This window comes from Citrobacter sp. Cpo089 (assembly GCF_030332695.1).
In the GTDB taxonomy this organism is placed as follows: Bacteria; Pseudomonadota; Gammaproteobacteria; order Enterobacterales; family Enterobacteriaceae; genus Citrobacter; species Citrobacter portucalensis.
Genome location: NZ_JAOWHJ010000002.1, coordinates 111,668 through 126,580 on the forward strand (window position 1 = coordinate 111,668; position 14,913 = coordinate 126,580).

10 protein-coding genes are annotated in these 14,913 nt (G+C 51.7%); 7 read left to right on the plus strand and 3 right to left on the minus strand.

Going from position 1 to position 14,913, the window contains the following annotated elements; translation table 11 throughout:
• Window positions 1-8: 8 nt before the first annotated feature.
• A complete protein-coding gene (gene rcsD / locus OGX92_RS00895; RefSeq protein ID WP_148361718.1) occupies window positions 9-2,678 on the minus strand; it encodes a phosphotransferase RcsD in 2,670 nt (889 codons plus the stop codon).
• A 737-nt stretch (window positions 2,679-3,415) separates the two neighbouring features.
• On the opposite strand from rcsD, the gene OGX92_RS00900 reads away from it, so the two are divergent.
• The 6 genes from OGX92_RS00900 (at window position 3,416) to mgtE (ending at window position 10,763) form a co-directional block, all read left to right on the plus strand.
• Window positions 3,416-4,540: a porin OmpC gene (locus OGX92_RS00900; protein ID WP_286586128.1), complete on the plus strand. Its 1,125-nt coding sequence runs from the start codon at window positions 3,416-3,418 to the stop codon at window positions 4,538-4,540.
• A 115-nt stretch (window positions 4,541-4,655) separates the two neighbouring features.
• A complete protein-coding gene (gene apbE / locus OGX92_RS00905) occupies window positions 4,656-5,708 on the plus strand; it encodes an FAD:protein FMN transferase ApbE (RefSeq protein WP_155848034.1) in 1,053 nt (350 codons plus the stop codon).
• Between the two features lie 79 nt (window positions 5,709-5,787).
• Window positions 5,788-6,852, plus strand: a complete 1,065-nt coding sequence (gene ada / locus OGX92_RS00910; RefSeq protein WP_286586129.1) for a bifunctional DNA-binding transcriptional regulator/O6-methylguanine-DNA methyltransferase Ada — start codon at window positions 5,788-5,790, stop codon at window positions 6,850-6,852.
• The gene (gene alkB, locus OGX92_RS00915; protein ID WP_003834647.1) at window positions 6,852-7,502 is read left to right on the plus strand and encodes a DNA oxidative demethylase AlkB; all 651 of its coding nucleotides are present in this window, start codon (window positions 6,852-6,854) and stop codon (window positions 7,500-7,502) included. The genes ada and alkB overlap by 1 nt, the downstream gene beginning before the upstream one ends.
• Window positions 7,503-7,577: 75 nt before the next feature.
• A complete protein-coding gene (locus tag OGX92_RS00920; protein ID WP_284962061.1) occupies window positions 7,578-9,221 on the plus strand; it encodes a multidrug ABC transporter permease/ATP-binding protein in 1,644 nt (547 codons plus the stop codon).
• Window positions 9,222-9,326: 105 nt separating this feature from the next.
• The gene (gene mgtE / locus OGX92_RS00925) at window positions 9,327-10,763 is read left to right on the plus strand and encodes a magnesium transporter (protein WP_125112618.1); all 1,437 of its coding nucleotides are present in this window, start codon (window positions 9,327-9,329) and stop codon (window positions 10,761-10,763) included.
• On the opposite strand, the gene OGX92_RS00930 is transcribed toward mgtE, so the two are convergent.
• Window positions 10,726-11,973: a SulP family inorganic anion transporter gene (locus OGX92_RS00930; protein ID WP_286586130.1), complete on the minus strand. Its 1,248-nt coding sequence runs from the start codon at window positions 11,971-11,973 to the stop codon at window positions 10,726-10,728. The genes mgtE and OGX92_RS00930 overlap by 38 nt on opposite strands.
• Window positions 11,974-12,251: 278 nt before the next feature.
• On the opposite strand from OGX92_RS00930, the gene mqo reads away from it, so the two are divergent.
• The gene (mqo, locus tag OGX92_RS00935) at window positions 12,252-13,913 is read left to right on the plus strand and encodes a malate dehydrogenase (quinone) (RefSeq protein ID WP_003834639.1); all 1,662 of its coding nucleotides are present in this window, start codon (window positions 12,252-12,254) and stop codon (window positions 13,911-13,913) included.
• Between the two features lie 96 nt (window positions 13,914-14,009).
• Here the strand turns inward: mqo and eco are convergent, their stop codons facing one another.
• Window positions 14,010-14,507, minus strand: coding sequence for a serine protease inhibitor ecotin (gene eco / locus OGX92_RS00940; protein ID WP_032934607.1), 498 nt, complete (start codon window positions 14,505-14,507; stop codon window positions 14,010-14,012).
• Between the last annotated feature and the right edge of the window lie 406 nt (window positions 14,508-14,913).

The window sequence follows — 14,913 nt, forward strand, 5'->3', positions numbered from 1 at the left end:
CTACCTTGCTACAGCAAGCTCTTGACGTAAACGTCAATGTCGCTGATGTATTTTTCTATACCTGGAGCATCTTTCTCTTGAATAAGATGTTCCAGCGCTTCACATAACTGCTTGCCGGGTACCAGATTAAGCATGGCAAACACGCCTTTCAGGCGATGGGCCGTTTGGGCTAATGCAGCGAAATCGCTGATAGCCGCCTCAGTATACAACCTCTTAACATCATCCGGTACTGTGTCTACAAAGAGTGCGTAGTAACCACTGGCATGAAGTTCGGCGTTTTCATCTCCGCCGAGGGGGAGTTCCTGGAACTCTTCTTGTGCCAGCTGCTCTTCAATCAGCTCAAGGACAGCTTCCTGCATAGCATTGCTCATATTAAAGTTGACGCGCAGCTGACCGGGGCCAATTTTCCGTACGCCAGACTCATCATCGCTTAAAAGCAAGCCCGAGGCAGTAAGATTAGACGGATTATCTGTTAAAAAGAGATCATATTCTTGACTATTCAACCGTTCATCGGGCGTGATGCAGGTTGCTCCCCAGTTTTCCAGTTGACGTAATACAATGCTCCGTACGTCATTTGAGGTGACATCAACCATTACGCAGACGTCATCCAACAGGCGCTCTTCACTATCAGCATGTTGATCGTGCAGCGGCATTTTAACATGGACGATGTAACGTGTTCCAAGTTCTTCCCGTGCTTTAATATTCAGGTGTCCGCCAAGCTTGCGGGCTAACTGATCGCACAGCCAGAACGTCAGCGGGTTGGCTTTGCCATACCGATCGCCCTGCGTGTCATTAATGAATGGGAAATGGAGATTATCAACTTCATTTAATGTGACGCCTTCCCCGGTATCCAGAATGCGGAAGGTCAGGCGTTCGGCCTCCGACTCATCCTGGTCGACTTCCAGCGTGATTTTACCTATCTGCGTGGTGGTTACCGCATATTGGATCAACAGCAGCAAAATACGGCGCAAGGCATCGCGATCGCCACGGCGTTCGTCATGGGCGCTTAGGTGATTTTTAATCAGTAGCTGCAGCCCTTTACGCTTAATGGCCGGCAGAACTTCCGGAACCACGTCGTCAATTAATGCCTGCACGGAAAACAGTGTGGATTCACCTTTCCAGGCATCGTTCTCCAGCAGGTTGGCTAGCTGGATTTCGTCCACCATCCGCACCAGAACGTCGGCCTGATTGGCCAGTTTCTGGCTGTCTGGTGTATTGAGCGCGGCGGCATTAGCAGCCAGCGTTTTCGCGGGGTCTTTCAGCGCGCTGCCAATATTCTGCATAAAGGCCGCGCGGGCCTGCTGGTTTTTCTCATACAGCCGCTGCGCTTGTTTCAGCTTCTTATTGACCAGCACCTCGCGGTCCTGGTCACGAATGATAAAGATCTGCGTTCTCGGGGAGATCTGGCTGCGAAACAGTCTGATTTCATACAGTTCATTATTGATGGTGGCCTGAATCACTCCCTGATGCTGCTCTGCCATATTGGTAATATTTTGCAGATTTAAATGCGGCAGCAGGTGGTCGGCAATTTTATTGCTGATAACCGTGCGGTTTGCTTCCTGATCGTGTACCAGTAATCCCAGCGGCAGAAGGGAAACAATCTCTTCATTGATTGCGCGCAGAACACGCAACTCATTATTTGCCGCAAGATTTGGCGCCACCTGGGTGGAACGGGCAGGGAGGTGGCGAAAGGTGGTATAGCCAAACAGCGCCAGAGCCAGTAACGCAATGTTCAGCAAAAGCGGTAGCAGAATGCTTTGCAATGTGTCGAGTAGCAATGAGCCAAACGGAACCTGCCACACCAGCCGCATATCCGTTGAGTTTAGCGCCGAAGAGATCTCAATTTTACTGTTGTTGAAATTAATGCTGACGCTGTCAGGCGACTCTTTTTCATTCAGGTGCTCGGTCGTTGAGGTGGCATCAGGTTCCAGATGGAAACTGTCCAGCGGCATACCGGGCGGGATCAAGTCATTAATCGGCAGGTCAAAGGCGACAACCGTTGCCAGATGTCCTGGCTGATTAAAGGTCGTGCGTAGCGTGAAGTAATGCCCGTTCTGCCAGGCCAGACGGCGCAGTGAAGAGAAGCTTTCACGTTCATCTAGCGCATTAGCCTGTTGCAGCATCTCAGCGCGCCGGGAATCGACAATATTCCCAATCGTCGATTCTTTAAAACCAGAGGTCAGATCTTTCAGCGGTAACGTCGAGATTAGGATCAGGCTGTTGTCCTGACCATTCAGGTAATACATTGACCATGGGACATTCTCCGCGCCCCACAGCGTATCCAGATACGTTGAAATACGCTGGGTCATTTCCAATGTAGAACTGTCATGCGAGCCGAAAATCAGCGCCTCGGTCTTTCTGCGCGGCTTCTCAAGATAATAGACGTCTTGTTTCAGACGTGTTTCCTGCAGCCCTTCGGCACCCGGCGAACTGGTTGAGGCGGCAATATTGTCATAGATTTGCCAGGTCACGTATCGCCAGGTATCGACCCTTTTATGAATGGCATGGGTAATATCAACAATCTGATAGCTCTTATCTTTTAACCAGGTGTTGACGGCGCTCTGGACCATAACACCCATCATCACCAACAGCACAACGATCAGTAATAAGAAGAAACGGGTAATACTTCCTGGTAACAGGGAGAATCGGGTGGAAACCGTTGTGTCAGACTGACTCATTCGTGTTTATGACCTGTTAAACGACGCGAAAGATGAAGAGGCAGTATAAAGGGTAATGTATGAATTACCACACTTACACCGTGTCGCCTGGCTTGCATTTTTTACGCCTGATTTTGTTGCAGCCTTGACGGTGCAAAGGTGTACAGAAGTTAAAGGCGGGTACAAATATTCGTACGGAATGTATACATTTAGCATTAAATAACAAGAAATTATTTATCAAACTTATATCTGATCGTGACGCCCGAGATAGTTAATAGTCGTTATAGTTTTGCATCGGTAGCACGGAAAGGTAAGTTTTGTGTAAAGAAGGGTAAAAAAAAACCGAACGCAGAGCATTCGGCTGAAATAGGGGTAAACAGACATTCATAAATGAATGACGGTAATAAATAAAGTTAATGATGATAGCGGGTCTATTTTAGTTGCGAGTGAAGATTTTGTTTTGTCATTCAGTGCTATAAGATTTTTTTGTGTAATGCATTGATTTTAAAGATCATTAAAATGATTCTTGATTATTAGTGCTTATTTTGTCTGTTTTTTGATTTTAAAAAAGTTCCCTCATATTAATATTTTGAAACATCTATACCGATAAATGAAACACCTTAAAAGTTTTAGTATCATATTCGTGTTGGATTATTCTGTGTTTTTGCGGAGAATGAAGTTGCCGACTGGTTAATGACCTTAATCAGTATGCAGTGGCATAAAAAAGCAATAAAGGCATATAACAGAGGGTTAATAACATGAAAGTTAAAGTACTGTCCCTCCTGGTACCAGCACTGCTGGTAGCAGGCGCAGCGAATGCGGCTGAAATTTATAACAAAGACGGCAACAAATTAGATCTGTACGGTAAAGTCGACGGTCTGCACTATTTCTCCGACAACAAAGGTGATGATGGTGACAAGACTTACATGCGTATCGGCTTCAAAGGCGAAACTCAGGTTAACGACCAACTGACCGGTTACGGCCAGTGGGAATACCAGATTCAGGGTAACCAGAGTGAAGCGAGCAACGACGCCTGGACGCGTGTGGCATTCGCGGGTCTTAAATTCGCTGATGCAGGTTCTTTCGACTACGGTCGTAACTATGGCGTGACATATGATGTAACGTCCTGGACCGACGTTCTGCCGGAGTTCGGCGGCGACACCTACGGTGCTGATAACTTCATGCAGCAGCGTGGTAACGGTTATGCGACCTACCGTAACACTGACTTCTTCGGATTGGTTGATGGCCTGAACTTTGCCCTGCAGTACCAGGGTAAAAACGGCAGCGTAAGCGGTGAAAACGTAGGTGGTCGTAGCCTGCTGACCCAGAATGGCGACGGTTACGGCGGATCTGTGACCTATGATATCGGCGCTGGCTTTGGTGTCGGTGGTGCTATCACGACGTCTAAACGTACTGCTGATCAGAATGCTGTTGGCGTGTACGGTAGCGGTGACCGTGCAACGGTTTATACCGGTGGTCTGAAATACGATGCTAACAACGTTTACCTGGCAGCACAGTACTCCCAGTCCTATAACGCAACCCGTTTCGGTACCTCTAATGGTAGCAACCCGACTGCTGCATATGGCTTCGCGGATAAAGCACAGAATTTTGAAGTTGTGGCACAGTACCAGTTCGATTTCGGTCTGCGTCCATCCGTCGCTTACCTGCAGTCAAAAGGTAAAGACATCAGCAATGGTTTCACCAACTACGGTGACCAGGATATCGTGAAATATGTTGATGTTGGCGCAACCTACTACTTCAACAAAAATATGTCTACCTATGTTGATTACAAAATCAACCTGCTGGATGACAATGCGTTTACCCAGGCAGCAGGTATTGCTACCGATGACATCGTAGCGCTGGGTCTGGTTTACCAGTTCTAATCTGCGCTCATGTCGTTAAAAGGCCCTGCGGGGCCTTTTTTAATGTCGTTTTTCCGCCGTACAAACAACGATTTTTGGTGTACTCTTGCGCCCGTTCGCATGAGGATAATTACGTATGGAAATGAATTTTTATCGCGCAGCACTGCTGGCTGTGACCATCTTTTTTGTCGGGTGCGATGAGGCCTCGAAACCTGCTCAGACCACAATTCCTGCCACGGTTCTGGAAGGTAAAACGATGGGCACTTTCTGGCGGGTCAGTATGGTAGGCGTAGATGCCAAACGCGCAAGGGAACTGCAGGCTAAGATCCAGACTCAGCTTGATGCCGATGATCAACTGCTCTCCACCTATAAAAACGATTCTGCGTTAATGCGCTTTAACCTGTCGAAAAGTCTGTCGCCGTGGCCGGTTAATGACGCCATGGCGGATATCGTGACTTCGGCGCTACGCATTGGTGCAAAAACCGATGGGGCCATGGATATCACCGTGGGGCCGTTAGTCAACCTGTGGGGCTTTGGCCCGGATCAGCAGCCGTTGCATATTCCCACCCAGGGGCAAATTGACGCTGCAAAAGCGCAAACCGGGCTTTCTCATCTGAAAGTCGTGAATGAAGCGCATCAGAACTACCTGCAAAAAGACTTGCCGGATCTGTATGTTGATCTCTCAACCGTTGGCGAAGGGTACGCCGCCGATCATCTGGCTCGATTGATGGAGCAAGAGGGGATCGCCCGTTATCTGGTTTCCGTTGGTGGTGCGCTGAACAGCAGGGGAATGAATGCTGAAGGGCATCCGTGGCGAGTGGCAATCCAGAAACCCACCGATCGTGAAAACGCGGTGCAGGCGATTGTCGACATTAATGGGCATGGCATTAGCACCTCCGGCAGCTACCGGAACTATTATGAGCTGGACGGTAAGCGCCTTTCCCATGTTATCGACCCGCAAACCGGTCGCCCGATCGAACATAATCTGGTATCCGTAACGGTGATTGCGCCAACGGCGCTGGAAGCCGATGGCTGGGATACAGGATTGATGGTGCTCGGCCCGGAAAAGGCCAAAGAAGTCGTGCGTCGTGAAGGGCTGGCGGTCTATATGATTGTGAAAGAGGGTGAGGGGTTTAAAACCTGGATGTCGCCGCAGTTTAATAGCTTTCTGGTCAGCGAAAATAATTAAAAAGCAAGATTGCGGGTTTTTATGCCCGACGATGGGGACACACTGAGGCTAAGCGCTATGCTTAACAAAGGAGTCCGAAATGAAAAATCGTTTACGCATCACTGACGATGACCGTTGGCAGTCCGTTGTGGATCGCGACGTTGACGCCGATGGTCAGTTTGTTTTTGCCGTCCAGACTACCGGTATTTTCTGCCGTCCGTCCTGTCGGGCAAAACATGCGCTGCGCAAAAATGTCCGTTTTTTCGCCGATGCCCACCAGGCACAGGATGCCGGGTTTCGCCCCTGTAAGCGCTGCCAGCCGGATAAAGACAGCGCGCAACAGCATCGGCTGGATAAAATTGCCCGCGCCTGTCAGTTGTTGGAGCAAGAGTCACCTCTTACGTTGGACGAGCTGGCACAGCAGGTGGCAATGAGCCCGTATCACTTGCATCGTCTGTTCAAAGCCACGACGGGCATGACCCCGAAAGTGTGGCAACAATCATGGCGTGCTCGCCGTCTGCGTGATGCCCTGGCGAAAGGTGTTCCGGTTACACAGGCGATTCTCAATGCCGGATTCCCCGACAGCAGCAGCTACTACCGCAAAACCGATCAAGCATTAGGCATGACGGCAAAGCAATTTCGTAAAGGTGGCGACAACGTTTCTGTACGCTATACCCTCGCAGATTGCGCTCTGGGCCGTTGTCTGGTGGCGGAAAGCGAGCGGGGTATCTGCGCGATCTTGCTTGGCGATGATGACGCTACGTTGGTTGCGGATCTTCATGCGCTGTTTCCCGCTGCGCAGGATGTTCCTGCAGAGGCCAATTTTCAGCAGCGCGTGCGCGAAGTGATCGTTGCGATCAACTCGCGTGACGCGTCGCTATCGCTACCCCTGGATATCCGGGGCACCGCATTTCAGCAGCAGGTGTGGCAGGCGCTGCGCACAATTCCGTGCGGCGAAACAGTGAGCTACCAACAGCTGGCCAGCGCCATCGGCAAACCGAAGGCGGTGCGCGCGGTGGCCAGTGCCTGTGGGGCCAACAAACTGGCGATTGTTATTCCGTGTCACCGGGTGATCCGTGGCGATGGCGCACTTTCGGGCTACCGATGGGGTATTGCGCGCAAGGCGCAGTTACTGCAACGGGAAACTACTGGCGAGGAAACATAATGCTCGATCTCTTTGCGGATGCGAAACCCTGGCAGGAGCCGCTGGCGTCAGGTGCGGTTATTCTGCGACGTTTCGCTTTTGACTCTGCGCCCTCTTTACTGCAGGCGATAGCGGCTGTCGCCAGACAGTCGCCGTTTCGCCAGATGGTGACGCCCGGCGGCTATACAATGTCGGTGGCGATGACCAACTGCGGCCATCTGGGCTGGACGACGGATCAGCATGGCTATCTTTATTCTCCGTTTGATCCACTCACCGGCACGCACTGGCCGCCACTGCCGGATGCGTTCGCTGATCTGTGCCAACAGGCGGCGACGGCGGCGGGCTATGCTGATTTTCAACCCGATGCCTGCCTGATTAACCGCTACACGCCAGGGGCAAAACTGTCCTTACATCAGGATAAAGACGAGCCCGACCTGCGGGCGCCGATTGTCTCTGTATCGCTGGGGCTACCAGCCATCTTTCAATTTGGCGGCTTGCGCCGTAATGACCCTTTAAAGCGTTTACTGCTGGAACACGGCGATGTCGTGGTGTGGGGCGGTAATTCGCGGCTGTTTTATCATGGGATCCAGCCGCTTAAAACAGGGTATCACCCATTAACCGGAGACTGTCGTTACAACCTGACGTTTCGTCTGGCGGGTAAAAAAGAATAAAAATAAGAATTATTATTGCTGTCAGCGAAGAGATGTTTAAACTGCGGGCTGTTATTACTTGTCCGGGTCGTGTGCATGGAACTTTTACTTCTTGTCTGGCGGCAGTATCGCTGGCCATTTATCAGCGTGATGGCGCTCAGCCTCGCCAGCGCCGCGTTGGGGATTGGGCTGATTGCGTTTATCAACCAGCGCTTGATCGAAACGGTCGACACCACGCTGATGGTGCTACCGGAGTTTCTTGGCCTGCTGCTGTTGTTGATGATTGTCACCCTCGGTTCTCAGCTGGCGTTGACCACGCTGGGTCACCACTTTGTCTACCGCCTGCGTAGCGAATTTATCAAACGAATTCTGGATACTCACGTCGAGCGTATTGAACAGCTTGGCAGCGCCTCGTTGCTGGCCGGTTTAACCAGTGATATCCGCAACATCACCATCGCCTTTGTTCGTCTGCCTGAACTGGTACAGGGGATTATCCTGACCATCGGATCGGCGGCGTATCTGGCGATGCTGTCGACCAAAATGCTGCTGGTAACGGCAATCTGGATGGCAATCACCATCTGGGGCGGATTTGTGCTGGTGGCGCGGGTGTATAAACACATGGCCACCTTGCGCGAAACTGAAGACAAGTTGTACAACGATTATCAGACGGTGCTGGAAGGGCGCAAAGAGCTGACGCTTAACCGCGAGCGCGCCGAGCATATCTTTAATCAGATGTACGTCCCGGATGCCAAAGAGTATCGCCACCATATTATCCGTGCCGATACCTTCCACCTGAGCGCGGTTAACTGGTCGAACATTATGATGCTGGGTGCCATTGGCCTGGTGTTCTGGATGGCTAACAGTCTGGGATGGGCTGATACCGCCGTGGCAGCGACCTATTCTCTGACGCTGTTATTCCTGCGAACGCCGCTGCTCTCTGCCGTTGGCGCGCTGCCGACGCTGCTTACCGCGCAGGTGGCGTTCAACAAACTGAATAAATTCGCACTGGCACCTTTTAAGGCCGAATTCCCACGCCCAACCGCGTTTCCCAACTGGCAAACGCTGGAGCTGCGCAACGTGGTTTTCCACTATCAGGATAATGCGTTTTCCGTAGGGCCGGTGAATCTGACGATTCATCGCGGTGAACTGATCTTCTTGATTGGCGGCAACGGTAGCGGGAAATCTACGCTGGCGATGTTACTGACCGGTCTATACCAGCCGCAGTCAGGCGAAATATTGCTTGATGGTAAGGCCGTTGCCGTTGAAAAACCGGAAGACTACCGCAAGCTATTCTCTGCCGTGTTTACCGACGTCTGGCTGTTCGACAAACTGCTGGGGCCGGAAGGTAAAGAGGCTAATCCGCAGCTGGTCGCGAAGTGGCTGGAACATCTGAAGATGGGTCATAAGCTGGAGCTGAGCGATGGTCGTATCCTCAATCTGAAGCTGTCGAAAGGGCAGAAGAAACGCGTGGCGCTGCTACTGGCCCTGGCGGAGGAGCGCGACATCATTCTGCTGGATGAATGGGCTGCCGATCAGGATCCCCATTTCCGCCGGGAGTTCTATCAGGTGCTATTGCCTTTGATGCAGGAAATGGGGAAAACCATTTTCGCCATCAGCCACGACGATCACTATTTTATTCACGCCGATCGTCTGCTGGAAATGCGTAACGGACAGTTGAGTGAACTGTTGGGCGATGAACGTGACGCCGCCTCGCGCGACGCGGTGGCTCGCACAGCCTGAACCTTCGTGCCGCCGGTTTTTTAGCCACCCGGCGGCACTGTTTATTGTTATTTACATAAATCGGCATCATGATTAATGATATTTCATATCATGGATTTATGATTAATGTCCGTAATAAACAAAAACAGCGCCAGACTGCGTGATGAAGAGCGTGCGCGCCTCATCTGGCTGCTGACCACTGATAAAGCCATTATTTCAACGCTGTTGGGCAAGCTTACCCTGGCTGAGCAATATGACGTCGGTACGTTAGCCGACGATATTGCTGAGGTAGGGGCGCTGGTGGCTCACCTGCCACCGCCTGACCTTGCCGATACCCTCGAAGCTTTGCCCTCAGAAGAGCGCCACGCCCTGTGGCGACTGGTCGAAAATGAAAAGCGCGGTAACGTCTTGCTTGAGGCGTCTGAAAACGTCTGGGACGACCTGATCGATGAGATGAGCGACCGCGAGCTGCTGGATGCGCTGCAATACCTCGATATTGATGAACAGATTTACCTTGTTCAACATTTGCCTCGTAACCTTACCGGTCGTCTGCTGGCGACGTTACCGGCAGAGGAGAGGACGCGCGTCCGCCAGGTGCTGCACTATGAGAAGAATAGCGTCGGCGCGATCATGGAGTTCGAAGTCATCACCGTGCGTCCGGACGTGACGCTGGAAGTGGTGCAACGCTACCTGCGGCGGCTGGGGAAAATGCCGGAGAACACCGATAAACTTTTCGTGACCGATCGCAATAAAGTGCTGGTTGGCGAACTGACGCTAACCTGCATTTTGCTCAATGATGTGCAGCGAAAAGTCAGCGAGGTGATGGAAAATGACCCGCTCACCTTTTCTCCTGAAGATATCGCCGAAAACGCTGCGCGTACCTTCGAACGCGACAACCTGGTTAGTGCCGCGGTGGTTGACCCTTCCGGTAAACTGATGGGCCGTTTAACCATCGATGAGATCGTCGATGTGGTCTATGAAGAAACCGACACCGATCTGCGTCGAATGGGGGGCTTAAGCGCCGAAGAGGACGTTTTTGCGCCTGTTACCAAAGCGGTAAAAACCCGCTGGGCGTGGTTGGCCGTTAACCTCTGTACCGCCTTTATCGCCTCGCGGGTGATCGACGGTTTTGAACATACGATTTCGCAACTGGTGGCGCTGGCCTCGTTGATGCCGATTGTGGCGGGTATCGGCGGCAATACCGGGAATCAAACTATCACTATGATCGTCCGCGCGCTGGCGCTGCAAAATATTCAGCCGGGGAACCTGACGTTTCTCATCCTGCGCGAGATGGGCGTGGCGCTAATCAATGGCCTCGTGTGGGGCGGGATTATGGGCGGCATTACCTGGTGGCTGTACGATGATATGGCGCTCGGTGGTGTGATGACTCTGGCGATGATGCTCAATCTACTGATGGCGGCGTTGATGGGGGTTATCATTCCGATGACGATGGTGAAGCTCGGGCGCGACCCGGCGGTCGGCTCGAGCGTCATGATAACCGCTATCACTGATACTGGTGGTTTCTTTATTTTTCTCGGTCTGGCAACGCTGTTTCTGATGTAGTCGCCCGTTTGCGTCTGACGATACGCGGCAGAATGAGCATCGTCATCACCCCGGCAACCACGCCAATCGCCAGGTTGCCGGTTGAGACCGTGGCAGCGACGGTCACCAGCATCACCAGCGTTTCAGTGACGGGGAGTTTCGTCAGCGTGGCGGGTTGGATGCTGTGCCAGCTGAAGGTTTTTACCGCCACAATCACCATAATTCCCGCCAGCACCGACATGGGTATTTCTGCCATCACTTCGCTTAACCCAGTGACTAACAGGAGTAATACCAGTCCGGCGGCAACTGTCGAGACGCGGCTGCGTCCTTTGCCCATCTCGACGTTAACGATGGTTTGACCAATCATCGCGCACCCGGCGATGCCGCCATAAAATCCGGCCAGAATATTGGCTATCCCCAGCCCGGCACTCTCGCGATTCTTATTCGACGGCGTCATCGTCAGGTCATCCACCAGACGGGCGGTTAACAGCGACTCCATTAAACCAACAAAAGCGATACTCAGCGCGCAGGGCCAGATAATCGCCAGCGTTTGCAGGTTGAGCGGAACCAACAACTCGGTGAAACCCGGCATGCCGCCGCTCATTGAACCTTCATCACCGACGGTCGGTAACAGTTGCCCGCTGGTGACAGTGAACACGGTTAGCAGCACGATGGCGATAAGCGGTGCGGGAATTGCTTTAATAAACCGCGGAACCCACAGCACAATCAGCAGCGTCAGGACAAACAGCCCCCAGATGAGCGGGCTTTTGCCCCAGAAATGCGGGACCTGGGCAAAGAAAATCAATATACCCAGCGCGTTAACAAAGCCAGTCATCACGGCCGTAGGGATGAATCGCATCAGACGTGCCATTCCCAATACACCAAACAGGATCTGAATCATCCCGGTCAGCACCACTGCAGGCAGGATGTATTGCACGCCGTGTTGATGCACCATCGGACCAATCACCAGCGCGACCGATCCTGCAGCGGCGGTAACCATTGCGGGACGACCGCCTAAAAAAGACATCGCCAGGCACAGTACGACGGAGGCGATCAGACTGACTTTAGGATCAACGCCTGCGATCACGGAAAACGAGATCACTTCCGGGATCAGCGCCAGGGCGGTTACCACACCGGCCAGCGTTTCGCGAACCAGCAGACGGGGTTGGCGGAGCACGGCACGGGTCGCGTGTTCAGCGACTGCGGCAGAAGAATGTTGAGTTGCAGACATAGTTACACTCAGGTCAAAAATGGCCTGATACAGCAGACCGACAGGCATCCGTGCGGTGAATAGCAAAGCGCAGCATAGTACCCGTCAGATGGACCGGTTTCCAGAAATGATTGTCAATAACCGCATAAACTATCAACGTATTAATAACATTTTTAAAAATTAAATATAATTTATAAACTTTATTTAATTATTTTTACTTAAGTGTTACCGTTGGTGCCGCTCGATTTTCACCTGCATTAAAAGCAAAAAAGCGATACTAAAAGTAAGGCATTAACATTATGAAAAAAGTGACTGCCATGCTCTTCACCATGGCCGTTGGGCTGAATGTTGTCTCGATGGCGGCAAAAGCGAAAGCGGCGGAAGAGCAGGAAACGGATGTACTGTTGATTGGCGGCGGCATCATGAGCGCCACGCTGGGAACCTATTTACAGGAGCTGGAGCCGCAATGGTCAATGACCATGGTTGAGCGACTGGATGGTGTAGCGCAGGAAAGCTCAAACGGCTGGAATAACGCCGGAACCGGCCACTCCGCACTGATGGAGCTGAACTACACGCCTAAAAAGGCCGACGGTAGCATCAGCATTGAAAAGGCAGTCGAAATTAACGAAGCCTTCCAGATTTCCCGCCAGTTTTGGGCCTATCAGGTCAATAATGGCGTAATGCATGAACCACGCTCGTTTATCACCACCGTTCCGCACATGAGTTTTGTCTGGGGTGACGAGAACGTGAACTTCCTGCGTGCCCGTTACACCGCACTGCAGCAGAGCACGCTGTTCCGTGGTATGCGCTATTCCGAAGACCACGCGCAGATCAAAGAGTGGGCGCCGCTGGTCATGGAAGGTCGCGATCCGCAGCAGAAAGTCGCAGCAACGCGTACCGAGATTGGTACTGACGTGAACTACGGCGAAATCACCCGCCAACTGATTACCTCATTGCAGAAAAAGCCCAACTTTGCACTGCAGTTGAGCACCGAAGTGCGTGGCTTTAAGCGTAATGCCGACAATAGCTGGACTGTCACAGTCGCCGATCTGAAAAATAACGAAGCGGAACATGATATCAAGGCGAAGTTTGTCTTTATCGGTGCCGGTGGCGCTGCGCTGAAGCTGTTGCAGGAAACCGACATTCCGGAAGCGAAAGGCTATGCCGGATTCCCGGTTGGCGGGCAGTTCCTGGTTGCAGAAAACCCGGATGTGGTCAATCGCCACCTGGCAAAAGTGTACGGCCAGGCCTCCGTTGGCGCGCCGCCGATGTCTGTACCGCATATCGATACTCGTATCCTTGATGGCAAGCGCGTTGTGCTGTTTGGGCCATTCGCGACATTCTCCACCAAGTTCCTGAAAAACGGTTCATTGTGGGATCTGCTCAGCTCGACCACCACCTCAAACTTTATGCCGATGGTCAACGTGGGTCTGGATAACTTCGATCTGGTGAAATATCTGGTGAGCCAGGTGATGCTCAGCGACGACGACCGTTTTGCTGCGCTGCAAGAGTACTATCCGCAGGCGAAAAAAGAAGACTGGCGTTTATGGCAGGCCGGCCAGCGTGTGCAGATCATCAAAAGCGATGCGGAGAAGGGCGGCGTGCTGCGTCTGGGCACTGAAGTCGTTAGCGATAAAGAAGGCACGATTGCTGCGCTGCTGGGAGCTTCTCCGGGCGCATCTACCGCGGCACCGATTATGCTGCATCTGATGGAAAAAGTGTTTAAAGATAAAGTAGCCAGCCCCGAGTGGCAGGCGAAGCTGAAAACCATTATTCCGTCTTATGGTACTAAGCTGAACGGTAACGTTGAGGCTACGGAACAAGAGCTGCAGTACACCAGTGAGGTTCTGGGTCTGAAATATGACAAGCCGCAGGTTGCTGATGAAGCGCCGAAACCACAGCTGAAACCTCAGGCACAACCGCAGCCTGAACAGAAAGCCGTCGCGGATATCGCGCTGTAAAATAAAATGCCGGATGGCGCTGCTGCGCTTATCCGGCATGGTTCATGCGTCTGTAGGCCGGATAAGGCGGTATGCCGCCATCCGGCACATTCTCACTTAGCGCGCGACTGCGTCCTGAATTTTGTCTTCCGCTTTCCAGATACGGTATTTAACGTCCACGTTTTCCGGGGTATAGACCACAATTGGCAACTTGCTGTTATAACGCAGCATACCGTCATCACCCAGATGCGCAGTAATGAATTTCTTCTCTTTCTTACCGTCCGGGCAGGCCATCATGGTTGAAACCGGAGACGTAACTTTGTCAAAGACATAGTAGTCATATCCCCAACCTTCCAGCGTTTTGCTGTCCAGTTCTCCGCCCAGGCGGTGTTGGTTACAGTCAACTTCCAGCGTTTGTCCGATCAGCAGTTCTACTTTCAGAGTAGATTCATCTTTCTCAGGGGTAAGCTGGATAACCTGGCGCTTCATACCCTTTTCCGCCTTAGGATAAGGGGCGACTTTTTCCAGCGGCTGAGCGGCGGTTTCGTTACTGGCAGCCCATGCAGAGGTGCTGGCAAAGGCGGCGAAAAGTACGGCAGGGACAATTGTCTTCATCTTATTGTTCACAGTGTTTCCTTTCTTCTGTCTTATGAACGAGTCTGTAGCAGATTAACATATTTGGATAATCTATTAATCTGGATTTACTTATATTTAAAGTGTATTAGATAGAGGTTTACTATCAAGGTAGCGATATATTCCAGGAATTATCCTAATATTGAGATCTTTGTCTTTTTAAATAAATCGTTATATACATTGTTATATAACTCATTGAAATGTGAGCAAAAGCGCATTTTTTCCCGCCAACTCAACACTCTTTTGATCCGGCAACAGCATTTACCCCAATTGGGGTATGCACCTCTAACACATCCTGAAATATCTTACGGCTAAAAATAACTACTCATAAATAGTGCAGTTTTTTATGTCGTTCAACCCGCCGAGGGAGGGCGTCATTATGGAAGGA